Origin of the sequence: Acidovorax sp. ST3 (assembly GCF_003231145.1) — a bacterium.
In the GTDB taxonomy this organism is placed as follows: Bacteria; Pseudomonadota; Gammaproteobacteria; order Burkholderiales; family Burkholderiaceae_C; genus Acidovorax.
Genome location: NZ_QKVP01000001.1, coordinates 1,012,012 through 1,026,894, shown reverse-complemented (window position 1 = coordinate 1,026,894; position 14,883 = coordinate 1,012,012). Strand labels below are relative to the sequence as shown.

Annotated in this window: 13 protein-coding genes; 9 read left to right on the top strand and 4 right to left on the bottom strand. The window is 64.3% G+C overall.

The window, feature by feature from the left end; translation table 11 throughout:
* Nucleotides 1-114 precede the first annotated feature (114 nt).
* Nucleotides 115-2,175 (top strand): polyphosphate kinase 1, encoded by a 2,061-nt coding sequence (gene ppk1 / locus DNK89_RS04560; RefSeq protein WP_110959052.1) that lies wholly within the window; start codon nt 115-117, stop codon nt 2,173-2,175.
* A complete protein-coding gene (locus tag DNK89_RS04555) occupies nt 2,172-2,636 on the top strand; it encodes a histidine phosphatase family protein (protein ID WP_110959051.1) in 465 nt (154 codons plus the stop codon). Before ppk1 ends, DNK89_RS04555 begins: the two co-directional genes overlap by 4 nt.
* Nucleotides 2,637-2,701: 65 nt before the next feature.
* Here the strand turns inward: DNK89_RS04555 and DNK89_RS04550 are convergent, their stop codons facing one another.
* Together DNK89_RS04550 and DNK89_RS04545 are read right to left on the bottom strand one after the other, a co-directional pair.
* Nucleotides 2,702-3,229, bottom strand: a complete 528-nt coding sequence (locus DNK89_RS04550) for a hypothetical protein (RefSeq protein WP_110959050.1) — start codon at nt 3,227-3,229, stop codon at nt 2,702-2,704.
* Between the two features lie 52 nt (nt 3,230-3,281).
* Nucleotides 3,282-4,760, bottom strand: a complete 1,479-nt coding sequence (locus DNK89_RS04545) for a Ppx/GppA phosphatase family protein (protein WP_110959049.1) — start codon at nt 4,758-4,760, stop codon at nt 3,282-3,284.
* Between the two features lie 263 nt (nt 4,761-5,023).
* Here DNK89_RS04545 and pstS point away from each other — a divergent pair, with 263 nt between their 5' ends.
* The 7 genes from pstS (at nt 5,024) to phoR (ending at nt 11,837) form a co-directional block, all read left to right on the top strand.
* Nucleotides 5,024-6,046 carry a phosphate ABC transporter substrate-binding protein PstS gene (gene pstS, locus DNK89_RS04540; RefSeq protein WP_110959048.1) on the top strand — a complete coding sequence of 341 codons (1,023 nt, stop codon included), beginning with the start codon at nt 5,024-5,026 and terminating at the stop codon, nt 6,044-6,046.
* A gap of 80 nt (nt 6,047-6,126) precedes the next feature.
* A complete protein-coding gene (gene pstC, locus DNK89_RS04535; RefSeq protein ID WP_110959047.1) occupies nt 6,127-7,146 on the top strand; it encodes a phosphate ABC transporter permease subunit PstC in 1,020 nt (339 codons plus the stop codon).
* Between the two features lie 41 nt (nt 7,147-7,187).
* The gene (gene pstA / locus DNK89_RS04530) at nt 7,188-8,042 is read left to right on the top strand and encodes a phosphate ABC transporter permease PstA (protein WP_056067253.1); all 855 of its coding nucleotides are present in this window, start codon (nt 7,188-7,190) and stop codon (nt 8,040-8,042) included.
* Between the two features lie 61 nt (nt 8,043-8,103).
* On the top strand, nt 8,104-8,886 hold the full coding sequence (gene pstB / locus DNK89_RS04525; protein ID WP_056067255.1) for a phosphate ABC transporter ATP-binding protein PstB: 783 nt from the start codon (nt 8,104-8,106) through the stop codon (nt 8,884-8,886).
* Between the two features lie 11 nt (nt 8,887-8,897).
* Complete coding sequence (gene phoU, locus DNK89_RS04520) at nt 8,898-9,599, top strand: phosphate signaling complex protein PhoU (RefSeq protein WP_010457902.1); 702 nt, start codon at nt 8,898-8,900, stop codon at nt 9,597-9,599.
* A gap of 20 nt (nt 9,600-9,619) precedes the next feature.
* On the top strand, nt 9,620-10,327 hold the full coding sequence (gene phoB, locus DNK89_RS04515; RefSeq protein ID WP_015013590.1) for a phosphate regulon transcriptional regulator PhoB: 708 nt from the start codon (nt 9,620-9,622) through the stop codon (nt 10,325-10,327).
* 166 nt (nt 10,328-10,493) lie between these two features.
* Nucleotides 10,494-11,837, top strand: a complete 1,344-nt coding sequence (gene phoR, locus DNK89_RS04510; RefSeq protein ID WP_110959046.1) for a phosphate regulon sensor histidine kinase PhoR — start codon at nt 10,494-10,496, stop codon at nt 11,835-11,837.
* Here the strand turns inward: phoR and DNK89_RS04505 are convergent.
* Both DNK89_RS04505 and DNK89_RS04500 read right to left on the bottom strand, forming a co-directional pair.
* Nucleotides 11,791-13,158 carry an MATE family efflux transporter gene (locus tag DNK89_RS04505; RefSeq protein ID WP_110959045.1) on the bottom strand — a complete coding sequence of 456 codons (1,368 nt, stop codon included), beginning with the start codon at nt 13,156-13,158 and terminating at the stop codon, nt 11,791-11,793. The two genes, phoR and DNK89_RS04505, sit on opposite strands and share 47 nt — an antisense overlap.
* Complete coding sequence (locus tag DNK89_RS04500; RefSeq protein ID WP_110959044.1) at nt 13,158-14,858, bottom strand: hypothetical protein; 1,701 nt, start codon at nt 14,856-14,858, stop codon at nt 13,158-13,160. Before DNK89_RS04500 ends, DNK89_RS04505 begins: the two co-directional genes overlap by 1 nt.
* Nucleotides 14,859-14,883 lie beyond the last annotated feature (25 nt).

Below are 14,883 nucleotides of genomic sequence, written 5' to 3'. Positions count from 1 at the left end.
GATTCCATCCCTTTGCAGCACGAGCACCCCGATGCCGCCGGAAACTCCTTCCACCCCGTGTCACATGACAGCGATCCTGGGGTGGCGGAGCCTGTCACAGGCGGTGCTCCCCATATGTTTCTGGACCGTGACCACAGCATTCTGGCGTTCAATGAACGCGTGTTCGACTGGGCGGTCCGTACGGATGTGCCGCTGCTGGAGCGGCTGCGCTATCTGTGCATCGTCTCGTCCAATCTCGACGAATTCTTCGAGGTGCGTGCGGCAGCGCACATCACGGCGGCGAAGAAAGGCGAGACCAAGGGCATCTACACCGCAGCGTCTTTTGAGGCGCTGTCCGCCCAGGTTCATGACTTGGTGGAGCGTCAATATGCGCTGTACAACGAAGTGCTGGTCCCTGCGTTTGCGCAGCATGGCATCCATATCGTGGCGCATGGCGACCGGTCCGCAGAACAGAGGCGCTGGGCTCATGAATATTTTGCCCGCGAGGTCCGCCCCCTGTTGATCCCGGTGGGACTCGATCCGGCCCACCCTTTTCCGCAGGTGGCCAATAAATCGTTGAACTTCATTGTGCGTCTCAAGGGACATGATGCCTTTGGCCGCGAGAATGAAATTGCCATCGTCAAGGTGCCACGTGCCCTGCCCCGTCTGATCCGCATGCCGAAGAAGGTGGCGCCCGACGGGATGTTGTTCGTCAGCTTGTCCAGCATCGTGCGTGCGCATCTGGAGGATCTGTTTCCTGGCCGAGAGGTGACGGAGTTCTCGCAGTTCCGGGTGACGCGTCATTCCGATTTGGCACTGGACGAGGAGGATGTGCGGAATCTGCGCACCGCCTTGCGGCAAGGCCTTCAGCAACGCCATTACGGACAGGCGGTGCGCCTGGAGGTCTCGGCGGGCTGTTCTCGCTTTCTGTCTGACTTCCTGCTGCAGCAGTTCGATCTGCCCAACGCGGCCCTGTACCGTGTGCATGGTCCTGTGAACCTGGTGCGTCTGAATCAGCTGGTGGATTTGGTGAACGATCCTGCGTTGCTCTTTCCGCCCTGGAGTTCCGCCTGGCCGCGTCAGCTCCAACCAGGGGTGTCGATCATGGGGCAGCTGCGCGAGCGCGACGTGTTGATCCATCAGCCCTTCGAGAGCTTTGATGGGTTGCTTGCCTTTTTGCGGGAGGCTGTTAACGACCCGCAGGTGCTGGTCATCAAGCAGACCATCTACCGCACCGGCTCTGACTCGGAGCTCATGGACCTGCTCAGCGAGGCAGTGCGCCGGGGCAAAGAGGTGATGGCCGTGGTGGAGTTGAAGGCACGTTTTGACGAAGAGGCCAACATCAACTGGGCTGAGGCGCTGGAGTCAATCGGGGCGCAGGTGGTCTATGGCGTGGTGGGCCTCAAGACCCACGCCAAGATGCTGCTCGTCACGCGACGCGAGGGGCGGCAGTTGCGCCGTTATGGACACCTGTCCACCGGCAACTACAACGTGCGCACAGCCAAGCTGTATACCGACCTGAGCTACCTCACGGCCGATGAAGAAACCACGGCCGACATGGATGGTGTGTTCAATCACCTCGCGAGCCAGAACCGGCCTCCCAAGCTGCGTAAGCTCATGCTGGCGCCGTTCCATCTGCACCGCCGCATGATCGAAAAAATCGAGCGCGTAGGTCTGGCGGCAAGCCGTGGCGAAGAAGCGCGGATCGTGGCCAAGATGAACGCCCTGACAGATGAGGGGCTCATGCGTGCGTTGATCCTCGCCGGGCAGCGCGGTGCGCGCATCGATCTGATTGTGCGAGGGGCCTGCATGCTGGCGCCCCAGGTGCCGGGAGTGACTGACAACATCCGCGTGCGCTCGGTGATAGGACGGTTTCTGGAGCACACCCGTGTTTTCTACTTCTGCGCGGGGGATGAAGAAGACCTGTACCTGTCGAGCGCCGACTGGATGAACCGCAACATGATGCGTCGCGTGGAGCTGGCGTGGCCCGTCACGGACGCCAAGCTGCGGCAGCAGATCATTGACGAGTGTTTGGTGGCGTACCTGTGCGATGACCGGGATGCCTGGACATTGAATGCAGCCGGCATTTACGACCGCGCAGCACATCCTGTGGATGGTCATGGCGCACAGAACGCCTTGATGGTGCGCTACGGGCCGCGCCCAGTCCTTGGCCGCAAGGAGCCAGGGGCCGCATGATGGACTTGATTCTCTGGCGTCACGCCGAGGCGGAGGAAGCCCAGGACGGCGGGGACGACCTGGCCCGCCCGCTCACGCCCCGGGGCGAGAAGCAGGCAGCGCGGATGGCCGCTTGGCTGGATCGGCAGTTGCCGGAGGGCCTGAGGGTGGTGGCGAGTCCCGCGCGGCGAACTGAGCAGACGGCCCATGCCCTGGGACGCAAATTCAAGATGCGCGCTGAGCTGTTGCCTGCAGGAACGCCCCAGGATTTGCTGGAGCTGGTGCAGTGGCCTCGTGCCAAAGGGGCGGTGCTGGTGGTGGGCCACCAGCCCATGCTAGGCCAGACCATTGCCCACTTGCTGCAACTCCAGGCACCTGAATGCCCCGTGCGCAAGGGCTCCGTGTGGTGGTTGCGCCAGCGCCAGCGCTGGGATCACAGCCAGACCGTCCTGATAGCGGTGCAGTCCCCAGAATTTCTGTAACTTGCCCGGCGATGTCCGAGTGCGAAGGCGCTCGCTCTGGACACGCCGTGTCTCTTGGGGCAGATTTACTTGCGGCCTGCTTTGCCGCTGGCCTTGGTCGCTGGCTTGGCTGGGGTTGCTGGCGCGGGTTCTGCCGCATCGGCCTTGGGGCGCCCGGTCTTGATCGACGGCACAGCTTGCAAGGCGCTGCGCAACGCGCTGTCTGACAGACCCGCGAGCACCTTGAGCCCTGCGCGCAGCAGCTCGCTTTTCTTGACAGGGTGGGCCAGTGCCGTGGCGCGGTCTTTCAGAGTGTCGAGTACCGCGTACTCGTCTTTGGGGATGGTGAAGCTGTCACGGACCAGCTTGGGCTTTTTGCCCTTGGGCTCGGTGGCCTTGGTGGGTTTCACTGCGGCAGCTGCCTTGGCAGGCTTGGTCGCGGTGGCTGGCTTGGAGGCGGGCGCCTTTTCTGCCGCAGCCTTTTTGGCGGGCTTTGCAGCCTTGGATGCCTTTGGAGCCTTGGGTGCCGTTACCGGCTTGGTTGGCTTGGCAGCTTTGACTGGCTCAGCGGCGGGGGTGACGATGGGGCTGGGGGTTGTGGAGGCAGTGGTCATGGCAGAAGATTGATAAACGGTATAAACAGTTTATACCGTTTGTTGTTTCCCCTCAAGGCATGTCCACAGTCAGCTCCCAGGGGGTTTTTTGCCAGGCTTGAACTTCTTCGCGCAGAAGGTGGGCCGACTGGGGGTATGCGATGGCCCATCCTGGGCGCGCGCTGACCTGAAATCGCTGTCCGTCCGCCTGCAATGACAGCCCTTTGCTATCAGGCTCCCGGCGAGCGTGGCACAGGGCCACGGCCAAGCGCAAGCACAGCAGTTGCAGCACAAAAATCGGATCGTCCAGTTCCACCCCCAGTTTGCGCACCTTGCCCCGCTGCCCCTGCACAAGCACTCCGAGGCGGTGCAGTTCGGGCACCGCAAACCCAGCGGCATCCGTGTTGTCCAGGATGTAGGCGCCGTGACGGTGGTAGTCGCTGTGTGAAATGCGGCAGCCAATCTCGTGCAGGCGGGCGGCCCAGTCCAGCTTGCGGCTGGCGCGTTCGCTACCGGGCGGGGCAGCCTGGTCAAACAATGCGCAGGCAGTGCGCGCAACCCGGTCTGCATGCTCCATGTCCACGCCAAACCGCTGCATCAACCCTTGGACGGTCGCGGTGCGCAGGTCGGTGCCGGGTTGTTCGCGATCCAGGAGGTCATACAAAGCCCCTTGGCGCAGGGCACCTTGTGCAACCTGCATTTCGTGGATATCCAGCAGATCAAACACGGCACGCAGCACGCTGATGCCACCCCCGATGACTGCTCGGCGCTCCTCCTTGAGCCCGTCCAGGCGCAGACGGTCGGCACTTTGGGCGCGGAGCAAACGCTCCCGCAGCCAGTTGAGTCCATCTCGGGTGATCAGGCCCGGCAATCCTCCAGCGGCGGACAGAATGTCACCCACGGCGCCCGCCGTGCCCGACGACCCATAGGCAATGTCCCATGCATCGGGGCGAAAGGTCGCGAGCGCCTCGTCCAGCACTGCCTTGGCCGCAATCTCTGCCCCCAGAAAGGCCTGGGAGGAGAACTCTCCATTGGAAAAATAGCGTTGTGACCAGGCCACGCTGCCTACCCGGAAAGAGGCCACCGCGTGGGGCGTGAACTGCTCGCCAAGGATGAGTTCGGTGGACCGTCCTCCGATGTCTACGACCAAGCGGCGCTCGTCGGACTGGGGCAACAGTCGCGCCACGCCCTGGTAGATCAATCGGGCCTCTTCGGGCCCGGACACCACGTCAATCGGATATCCCAGCACCTCACTGCCGCGTGACAGGAACTCCTCGCGGTTGCGCGCTTCGCGCAGCGTCTGTGTGGCCACAGCGCGCACCTGGGCGCGGGGAAAACCCGCGAGACGCTCCCCAAAGCGGGCCAGACAAGCCCAACCCCGCTCCATCGCGTCGCGGGTCAGGTTGCGGTCTTCGTCCAGTCCGTTGCCCTGGCGCACTGTTTCCTTCAGGTATTCCACCCGCTGGATGTGTCCGAACTCATAGCGCCCGATTTCCAGGCGAAAACTGTTGGAGCCGAGGTCGACTGCGGCGAGGCGTGTGCCGTTCTGCATGTGTGTTGGGTGGGAGCTGCGTGCGGCATCGTACCGCGATGCGCGTGCCCCGATCCGGGGTGTAGGCCGCTAATGCCTGGGCAGGCACGGATCGGGGTGTGGAGGGAGTGTGATGGGGTTGTGTGACACATCCATGACGTCGGGTGCACGGCGTCATGGCGGTTGTCGCAATGCTCCGAGAGTGGTCTTTTGTGTCACTGAATTGTCACGATAGGTCTCTAGAGTTCGCTGTGTTCCTGTTAACCCCCGCCGAAAGGTACCTCATGAAACGCGTATTTCTCAAAACCGTCGCAGTAGCACTGGCCGCCCTGGCAGTGGGCAACGCCTTTGCGGCAGACATCACCGGCGCCGGCGCCACGTTCCCTTTCCCGATGTATGCCAAGTGGGCAGAAGCCTATAAGAAGGAAACCGGCGTGGGTCTGAACTACCAGTCCATCGGTTCCTCGGGCGGTATTCGCCAGATCCGCGCCAAGACCGTAGCGTTTGGCGCGACCGATGCCCCACTGTCGGGCGCTGAGCTGGAAAAAGACGGCATGGTGCAGTTTCCTGCCATCATCGGCGGCACCGTGCCTGTGGTGAACCTGGACGGCTTCAAGCCCGGCGAACTGCGCGTTACCGGTCCCGTGCTGGCCGAAATGTACCTGGGCAAGATCACCAAGTGGAACGATGCCAAGCTGGCAGCCCTGAACCCCGGCAAGACGCTGCCCGACCAGAACGTCACCATCGTGCACCGCGCCGATGGCTCTGGCACCACGTTCAACTGGACCGACTATCTGAGCTCCGTCAGCAAGGAGTGGGCTGATACGGTGGGTAAGGGCGCTGCGGTGAAGTGGCCTGCTCAGTCTTCCGTGGGCGGCAAGGGCAACGAAGGCGTTGCGGCCAACGTGACCCGTGTGAAGGGCGCCCTGGGCTACGTGGAGTACGCCTACGTCAAGAAGAACAACATGACGTTCCTGCAGCTGCAGAACGCCGATGGCAAGTACGTGTCGCCTGACGATGCCACCTTTGCTGCGGCAGCCGCTAGCGCTGACTGGTTCAGCGTGCCTGGCATGGGGATTTCGATGGTGAACGCCAAGGGTGCCAACAGCTGGCCCGTGAGCACGGCGTCCTTCATCCTCATGTACGCCGATCCTGCAGACAAGGCCCAGTCGGCCGAAGTTCTGAAGTTCTTTGACTGGGCCTTCAAGAACGGCAAGACCATGGCAGCAGACCTGGACTATGTGCCACTGCCTGACACCCTGACGGCGCAGATCCGCTCCAAGGTCTGGTCGCAAATCAAGAAGTAAAGCGGTTTGCCCCAGAATAGTGCCCATCGGCCGGCAGGTCTGGCCGATGGGCGCTGGTTTGTGGGGTCTCCAGAAGCCAGATGGGAGTCAACATGAGCGTGGGAACCACCATGAGTTCGCAACCCGTGTCCGTCAAGACGACGGACGCCCCCACACCGTCCATGGTGTCGATTGCCAAACGGCAGCGGCTGCAGGACATCGTTTTCCATCGGCTGACCCAGAGCCTGTCGCTGCTGGTGCTGGTAGCGCTGCTGGGCATCATCGTCTCGCTGTTCATTTACGCGTGGCCCGCTTTCCACAAGTTTGGCATCCAGTTCATCTGGCGCGTTGAGTGGGACATCATCAATGAAGAATTTGGAGCGGCGATCGCCATCGTCGGCACCCTCGCCAGTGCGGGGATTGCACTGCTGATTGCCGTGCCGCTGGCATTTGGCATTGCACTCTTCCTGACAGAAACCTGCCCCGTGTGGCTGCGCCGCCCGCTCGGTACGGCGGTGGAGTTGCTGGCAGCCGTGCCGTCCATCATTTACGGCATGTTCGGTCTGTTTGTGTTTGCACCGTTGTTCGCAGACCATTTCCAGGTACCGGTGCAGAAACTGCTCGGTTCCATGCCGCTGATCGGCTTCCTGTTTGGCGGCAGTACCAACGGCTTTGGCATCCTGGCCGCGGGCATCGTGCTGGCCTTCATGGTGCTGCCCTTTGTGGCGGCCGTGATGCGCGATGTGTTCGAGATCGTTCCCCCCATCCTGCGCGAGTCCGCCTACGGACTGGGCTGCACGACCTGGGAGGTGGTGCGCCGGGTGGTGCTGCCCTACACGCAAAAGGGCGTGATTGGCGGTGTGATGCTGGGTCTGGGCCGGGCCTTGGGTGAGACGATGGCCGTCACTTTCGTGATTGGCAACGCCAACCGCATGCCCACCTCGCTGTTCTCGCCCGGCACGTCCATCGCATCCACGCTGGCCAATGAGTTCGGCGAAGCGGCGGACTTCCACTTGTCCACACTGTTCGCCCTGGGCTTCCTGCTGTTCGTGATCACGTTTGTGGTGCTGTCGGCCGCCAAGATCATGCTGCTGCGCGCCGAGAAGGCCAAGGGCCTGTAAGCCCTGCAGCCCGCTCCCGACCCTCTTCAGAGACGAGCTCAATGGAATTCAATCAACAACTCTACAAAAAGCGCCAGCGTTCCAACGCCATTGGCCTGACCCTGTCACTGGGCGCCATGGCACTGGGCCTGTTCGTGCTGCTCTGGATCCTGAGCGTGCTGCTGTCCAACGGCTTTGCTGCCTTGGACTGGAACATGTTCACGCAGTCCACCCCAGCCCCTGGCTCCGACGGCGGTGGCTTGGCCAACGCCATCGTGGGCAGCCTCCTGATGGTGGGCTTCACCGTGCTGGTGTCCACACCCATCGGCGTGCTGGCGGGCGTGTACTTGGCCGAGTACGGCGACCAGAGCAAGACCGCAGAATTGACCCGATTCGTGACGGACATCATGCTGTCTGCCCCCTCCATCGTTTTGGGCCTGTTCGTGTATGCCATCGCGGTGGCGACCGTGGGCAACTTCTCGGGCTGGGCGGGCAGCCTGGCGCTCTCGCTCATCGCCGTGCCTGTGGTGGTGCGCACTACCGAGAACATGTTGCGCCTGGTGCCCGGCAGCCTGCGCGAAGCCGCCTTCGCCTTGGGTGCACCGCGCTGGAAGGTCTCCACCATGGTCACCCTGCGCGCTGCCCGCAGCGGCGTGATGACCGGTCTGCTGCTGGCTGTGGCCCGCATCAGCGGCGAGACCGCGCCTTTGCTGTTCACCGCGCTGAACAACCAGTTCTTCAGCACCAACATGAATGCGCCCATGGCCAACCTGCCGGTCGTGATCTTCCAGTTTGCGCTGAGCCCTTACGAAAACTGGGTGCGCCTGGCCTGGGGCGGTGCGCTGCTCATCACGCTGTCGGTGCTGATCCTCAACGTCGTGGCGCGGGTGTTCCTGCGCGAAAAGAATCGCGTGTGATTCCGGTTGCTGATCCGGCCAACGCCATCGACAAGACTGCCTCCATTTTCAGGAATTGACAATGAACGCCACTGCTACCGCCACCGCCAGCAAGAACGCGCTGGAGCTGCGTAACCTGAGCTTTTTCTACGGCAAGTTCCAGGGCCTGCGCAACGTGAGCCTGGACATCGCCGAGCACAAGGTCACTGCCTTCATCGGCCCCTCGGGCTGTGGCAAGTCCACGCTGCTGCGCACGCTCAACCGCATGTACAGCCTGTACCCCGGCCAGCGCGCCGAGGGTTCCATCAGCTTCTACGGCCAGGACATCCTGGACCCCAAGCAGGACATCAACCTGCTGCGCGCCCGCATCGGCATGGTGTTCCAGAAGCCCACGCCGTTCCCCATGTCCATCTACGACAACATCGCATTTGGCGTGAAGCTTTACGAGACGCTGAGCAAGAGCGAGATGGACGACCGCGTGGAGTGGGCACTGTCCAAAGCCGCTCTGTGGACTGAGGTGAAAGACAAGCTGCACCAGAGCGGCCTGTCGCTCTCCGGCGGCCAGCAGCAGCGCCTGTGCATTGCGCGCAGCGTGGCGGTGAAGCCTTCGGTGCTGTTGCTCGACGAGCCCACCTCGGCGCTGGACCCGTTGTCCACCGCCAAGATCGAAGAGCTGATCGACGAGCTCAAGCACGACTACACCATTGCGATCGTGACCCACAACATGCAGCAGGCCGCCCGCTGCAGCGACTTCACCGCCTACATGTACCTGGGCGAGATGATCGAGTTCGGTGCGACCGAGCAGATCTTCTTCAAGCCCGAGCGTAAAGAAACCGAAGACTACATCACCGGCCGTTTCGGCTAAGGAGACAGCAGATGCCCGATAAACATCTTTCGTCCCAGTTCGACAGCGAACTCAACAGCGTCTCTGCCCGCGTCATGGAAATGGGCGGCTTGGTGGAGTCGCAGATTCGCCAGGCGGTGTACGCGCTGTCGCAATTCAGCCTGGAGGCCGTGGAGACGGTGGCCTCGATGGAGACCCGCATTAATGCGATGGAGGTTGAGATCGACCAGGAGCTGTCCTCCATCATTGCCCGCCGCCAGCCCACCGCGCGAGACCTGCGCCTGCTGCTGGCCTTCTCCAAGGCCACGGCCAATCTGGAGCGCATGGGCGACGAGGCCAACAAGATGGCGCGCATGGTGCGCTCCATCATCGAAGGCGGTGCGCCGCGTTCGTTGCCATCGAGCGACCTGCGTGTGGCGGCCGAGTTGGCCTCGGGCCAGTTGCGCAAGACGCTGGATGCATTTGCGCGACTGGACGTGAAGGCGGCGGTGGCCATCCTCAAGGAGGACGACCTCATCGACAAGGAGTTCGACGGCTTCGTGCGCAAGCTCATCACCTACATGATGGAAGACCCTCGCACCATCTCGCCCAGCCTGGACCTGCTGTTCCTCGCCAAGGCGATCGAGCGCATTGGCGACCATTCCAAGAACGTGGCAGAACTCATCATCTATCTGGTCAAGGGCAAGGACGTGCGCCACACAGCCCTCGACGAGATCGAGTCGGCAGTGCTGTAAGTACGGGGCACTGATTCACCATGAGAAAGCTTCCCCGTGTCCTCATCGTGGAGGACGAACCCGCGATTGCCGAGCTGATTGCGGTCAACCTGCGCCATAACGGTTTCCAGCCCTTCTGGGCGGAAGACGGCGACAGCGCGCAGCGCGAGCTGGATGCCGTGCTGCCCGACGTGATCCTGCTGGACTGGATGTTGCCCGGGCAGAGTGGTCTGTCGCTGGCGCGCAAGTGGCGTGCCGACAGCCGCACCAAGCCCATCCCTATCCTCATGCTCACTGCGCGTGGTGATGAGCCTGACAAGGTGGCGGGGCTCGACGCCGGTGCGGACGACTACATCACCAAGCCCTTCTCCACGCAAGAGCTGCTGGCCCGCATCCGTGCGGTGCTGCGCCGCCGCGCACCCGAGCAGGTGAGCGACAGCGTGAGCATTGGCGAGCTGGTGCTGGACGCCGCGACCTACCGGGTCACCTTCCAGGGCCAGCCCCTGAAGGTGGGGCCCACCGAGTTCAAGCTGCTGCATTTCCTGATGAAGCATGCCGAGCGTGTGCACAGCCGCTCACAGCTGCTCGACAAGGTGTGGGGCGACCATGTCTTCATCGAGGAGCGCACGGTGGACGTGCATGTCAAGCGCCTGCGCGAGGCCCTGGGTGCAGCCTCCGTGATGGTGGAAACGGTGCGCGGCGCGGGCTACCGGCTCACTGCACAACCCCAGGTGCCGCTGTCGGCCTGATGAGGCAGGCGGGCTCCCGCCTGTGAGTGTTGCGACGCGCTCGATGGCTGCTGTGCAGCGGGCCACTGCGGTCGGCGTGCATCGGTGGTGGCGATGGATGGATGTGATGGATCAATGGGCGCGAGTGTCGCGCCCCTGGCGTTTCTGAGAAGGCTTTGCAATCCGCATGCTGTGGCGTATTTCGTTTTTCCTGCTATGGCAGTTGGCGGGTGGTGGCCTGGGGTGGTGGCAAGGCGGGCCCTGGGGTGCCGCACTGGGGGCCGCCATTGCTGCCTGGGCGTGGTTCGTGTGGGACCTGCTGCGGGGCGTGCGGGTGCTGCGCTGGCTGCGAACGGGCGATCTGGCATCGGTGCCGTCCATGCGCGGCATCTGGGGCGAGGCGGCGGACCGTGCGCGGCGTCTGCTGCGCAAGCAGGAGGCGCAGATACGCGACAGCCAGGACCGTTTGCAGGAGATCCTGGCAGCACTGCAGGCCTCCCCCAACGGCGTGGTGCTGCTGGATGCGCAGGGCCGCATCGAATGGTGCAACCAGATGGCAGCCAACCAGTTTGGCTTTGACGCGCAGCGCGACGTCATGCAGTCCATCGGCAATCTGCTGCGCAACCCCGAATTCACGGCTTACTTCGCCGCCAAGGACTTCACCAGCGACGTGGTGCTGGAAGGGCGGTTGAGCACGCCGTCCCGGCCCGTACGCATCTCGGTGCACCTGCACCCTTACGGCGACGGGCGCACGCTGCTGCTGTCGCGTGATGTGACGGCGCTGGAGCAGGCCGACGCGATGCGGCGCGACTTTGTGGCCAATGTGTCGCACGAAATCCGCACACCGCTCACCGTGCTCACCGGTTTTGTCGAAACCTTGCAGACCCTGCCGCTGAGCGCCGACGAGCGCTCGCGCTACCTGGGCATGATGGCGCAGCAGGCACAGCGCATGCAAAGCGTGGTGCAGGACCTGCTCACGCTGTCGCGTCTGGAGGGCAGCCCGCTGCCCGGCATGGCTGAATGGACGCCGGTGCAGTCACTGATGCAGCGCTGCGAGGAGGAGGGCCGCGCCCTGTCGGTACTGCTCACGCAGAACCAGCAGCGCCCGCATGCGATGCGCTTTCCTGCGGCTGACCTGCTGCGGGCCGAAGGCGAAATCGCGGGCGTGCCTGCCGAACTGCAAAGTGCCTTGTCCAACCTCGTCAATAACGCGGTGCGCTACACGCCCGGCGGTGGTTCCATCGAGGTGCAGTGGCTGCGCAAGGAGGACGGCAGTGCCGTGTTCTCCGTGCACGACACCGGTCCCGGCATTGCGCCCGAGCACATCCCGCGCCTGACGGAGCGCTTTTATCGGGTGGACCGCAGCCGTTCGCGCGAGACTGGGGGCACCGGGCTGGGCCTGGCCATCGTCAAGCATGTGCTGCAGCGCCACGGCGCCACGCTGGACATCGCGAGCACGCTGGGCAAGGGCTCGGTGTTTTCGGTCACCTTCCCGGCCAACCGCTTGCGGGGTTTTGCCCTGCCGGGCTGATGGCTCGCCAGAGCATGGCGGCGAACAGCAGTGCGGTGATTGCAAGTGCCGCAGCGCTGGCCGCCCAGAAGGGGGTGGGCGAAGCCACATCCGACCAAGGCCCGCTGCCTCCATAAGCCAACCAGTAGCCGCCGGCCAGGCCCGCGCCCCACAGCAGCGCGCAGTACACCACCAGTGGCGCCAGCGTGATGCGGTAGCACCGCAGCACAAACACGCACAGCGTCTGCACCGCATCGGCAGCGTGGTACGCTGCCACCCAGACAAGCACCGCGCCGGCCACGGCGGCCACGCTGGCGTTGTCGGTGTAAATCTGGCTGATCGAGTATCTTGCTATTAATAAGGTAGCTGCCAGGGCAATACCCACTAGCGCAGCCAGCGAAAAACCCATCAAAACCACCTGGCGGGCCCGCTGCGGCTGCCGTGCGCCCAGCCAGTAGCTCACCCGCGCACTGGTGGCGATGGACAGCGACAGCGGCACCATGTAGAGCACAGCGGCCATGTTGGCAGCGATCTGGTGGGCTGCCGCCGACGTGGTGCCCTGGCGCGCGATGAACAAAGCCATCAGGGTGAAGGAGGTTACTTCCACCATCACCGCCAGGCCTGCCGGAATGCCGAGCTTGGCAAAGCCTGCAATGGTGGGCCAGTGCGGGGGCTCCATGCGGCGCCACAGCCCCAGGGGGGTATAGATGTCCTGCGTGCGCAGCAGCCACACCGCCAGGGCCAGCATGCTGCAGTTGACGACCAGCGTGGCCCAGGCGCAGCCCACCACCCCCTGTGCAGGCAGGCCCCCGCCGCCAAAGGTGAACCACACCGACAGCGGCAGCTTGATGAACAGCGAGCCCACCTGCAGCCACGTGACCAGGCGCGGATGGCCCAGGGCCTGGTTGAGGGTGCTGTAGATGCGGAACAGCAGGGCGGGCGGGAGTGCCAGGGCGAGCACGGCCAGATAGTTTTCAACCTGCGGTCGGAGCGCAGGCGGCACCTCCGTCCAGCGTAGCAGCGGGCCCGGCGACAGCAGCACCGCCATGCCCAGCACAGCCGCCGCTGCGCACAGGTACAGGGCTTGCCGCAGTGACCGACCCACGGCTTCGGGCTGTTGCGCCCCGCGCTGTTCGGCCCACACGGGGAGCAGGGCCTGCAGCACGCCCATCAGGGCAACGTACACACTGATGAAAATGGCCGACCCGACGGACAGCGCGGCCAGCGACGATTCGCTGTAGCGCCCCGCCACAATGGTGTCCGTCACCCCGAAGGCCATGACCGCCAGTTGACCCGCCAGCACGGTCACGGCGTGCCGGGTGATGGTGGACAGCTCCGACATCAGCGAGCCGGGGCCACGCGGCGGAACAGCAGCAGGTTTTCGTTCTTGTCGGTGGGGCGGGGCAGGGTGGCCCGGGGCTCCCACAGTTCAGCGCGGACCATGCGTTCGGACGCGGGCCAGGAGGCGCTGTCCACCAGCAGCCACTGGCATTCATCCTGCAGGCCCGCGCGCTGCAGCGACAGCTGTCCATGGAACTGCAGCGCCGCCACCTGGGCGCGGTTCAGTCCCACGGTCTGAATGCAGCCGGGCTCCGGCCCCAGGGCGGTGATCACACTGCGCACCTGCGGACCGTAGCTGCGCGCGTAGTCCAGCAGGGGCAGCCACAGGGTCATCAGCAAAAGCCAGCCCAGGGCGGCACCGCCAGCGGGCAGTACCAGGCTCTTCCAGATGGGGGCCCGGTTGCGGGATGCGCGCCACCACGCCAGACCGCACCAGCCCACCGTGGCCGCCACGGCCACCAGCAAAGCCAGCACCGAAAACTGGGGCACAAACCCGGGTGCCAGTTTGGCCACGTTGGCGGCGGGCTTGGCAGGCACCCCGGTCTGCATGGCGATCCAGATCACCCAGATCGCGAGGGCCGAGGCAGTGAAGAACAACAGCGTGAACCAGTCAATCAAAGCCCCCACACTGCGGCGCAGCGTGGGCAGTGCAAAAGCTGCCAGCGCAGCCAGGGCGGGGAGGCCCAGCAGCAAGGCCCGGTCCGCCGGCTGGGTAGTGATGGTGGCGCCGATGGACACCAGGGTGAACCAAAGGGGCACCAGCAGGTGCCGTTGGCCCGGGCGGCTGAAGATCTGCTGGCGCCAGCGCCACAAAGTCCACAGGGCCAGTGGCCAGGCCGGCCAGCCAAACCACAGCAGAAGGCGCGCCAGGCTCAGCCAGTCTTTGCCGCCGCCATCGAACCCCACAACCCGCCAGCGCCACAGGTCCAGGCCCTGGGCCAGTACAGCCGCTACCAGGGTGGAAGCTGCCAACACGGCAGCCCAGCGCCAGCGGCGGTCGGTGTTGCTTGCAGGCGCAAACAACACCAGCGCCGCGCCGCCCACGCCTAGCAAGGCCGTGAGGGCGGGGGCTCCTGACAGCGTGAGCCCGGCCATACCCAGCACCAATGCCACGGCTGGCGCCACGGTGCGGTGCGGCATGGCGGCCACCGCAAAAAACAGCAAAGCGGTGCAGCCCAGCTGCGCCAGATAGCTTGTGACCTCATGCGACAGCTGCGCCAGGCCCAGGCAGGCGATCAGCGCCAGCAAGGCGCCATCGGCAATAGCACGCGCATAGTCCAGTGGGGAAGCCTCGCCGCCAAAAGCAAACGCAACCGGTTGGGCACCCGGGCTGCGGGCCAGGTAGTACACGCCATACCAGGTGGCCATCAGGGTGATGACCAGGAGCGCGATGAACGGCATGCGGGCCGCCATCTCCGGTGACAGCCACCCAGGCGCCATCTGCACGGCCCAGGCGCCCAGCCAGTAGGGCAGCAGACCTTCGGTCTCTGGGGGCATGCCACCGAGCAGCGGACTGAGCCAGGGAGTGCGTCCCTGGGCCAACTCCAGCATGTAGCCAAAGGCGGTGACGTCTGCGTTTTTCCACGGATCGCGGCCCACGAAGCCGGGCACTACGTAGGCAATGCAAAGCAGCAGCAGCGCCCAGCGGGGCAGCGGGCTGACGGCGTTCTGGGTAACGATGGCGGGGGTGGGTGGAGTCACGCGGCAGTGGGCGGCTGGGCAAAGG

Coding starts and splice junctions, on each gene's coding strand:
- ppk1 (WP_110959052.1), top strand. CDS start 115: ATGTTTCTGGACCGTGACCACAGCATTCTGGCGTTCAATGAACGCGTG.
- DNK89_RS04555 (WP_110959051.1), top strand. CDS start 2,172: ATGATGGACTTGATTCTCTGGCGTCACGCCGAGGCGGAGGAAGCCCAG.
- DNK89_RS04550 (WP_110959050.1), bottom strand. CDS start 3,229: ATGACCACTGCCTCCACAACCCCCAGCCCCATCGTCACCCCCGCCGCT.
- DNK89_RS04545 (WP_110959049.1), bottom strand. CDS start 4,760: ATGCAGAACGGCACACGCCTCGCCGCAGTCGACCTCGGCTCCAACAGT.
- pstS (WP_110959048.1), top strand. CDS start 5,024: ATGAAACGCGTATTTCTCAAAACCGTCGCAGTAGCACTGGCCGCCCTG.
- pstC (WP_110959047.1), top strand. CDS start 6,127: ATGGGAGTCAACATGAGCGTGGGAACCACCATGAGTTCGCAACCCGTG.
- pstA (WP_056067253.1), top strand. CDS start 7,188: ATGGAATTCAATCAACAACTCTACAAAAAGCGCCAGCGTTCCAACGCC.
- pstB (WP_056067255.1), top strand. CDS start 8,104: ATGAACGCCACTGCTACCGCCACCGCCAGCAAGAACGCGCTGGAGCTG.
- phoU (WP_010457902.1), top strand. CDS start 8,898: ATGCCCGATAAACATCTTTCGTCCCAGTTCGACAGCGAACTCAACAGC.
- phoB (WP_015013590.1), top strand. CDS start 9,620: ATGAGAAAGCTTCCCCGTGTCCTCATCGTGGAGGACGAACCCGCGATT.
- phoR (WP_110959046.1), top strand. CDS start 10,494: ATGCTGTGGCGTATTTCGTTTTTCCTGCTATGGCAGTTGGCGGGTGGT.
- DNK89_RS04505 (WP_110959045.1), bottom strand. CDS start 13,158: ATGTCGGAGCTGTCCACCATCACCCGGCACGCCGTGACCGTGCTGGCG.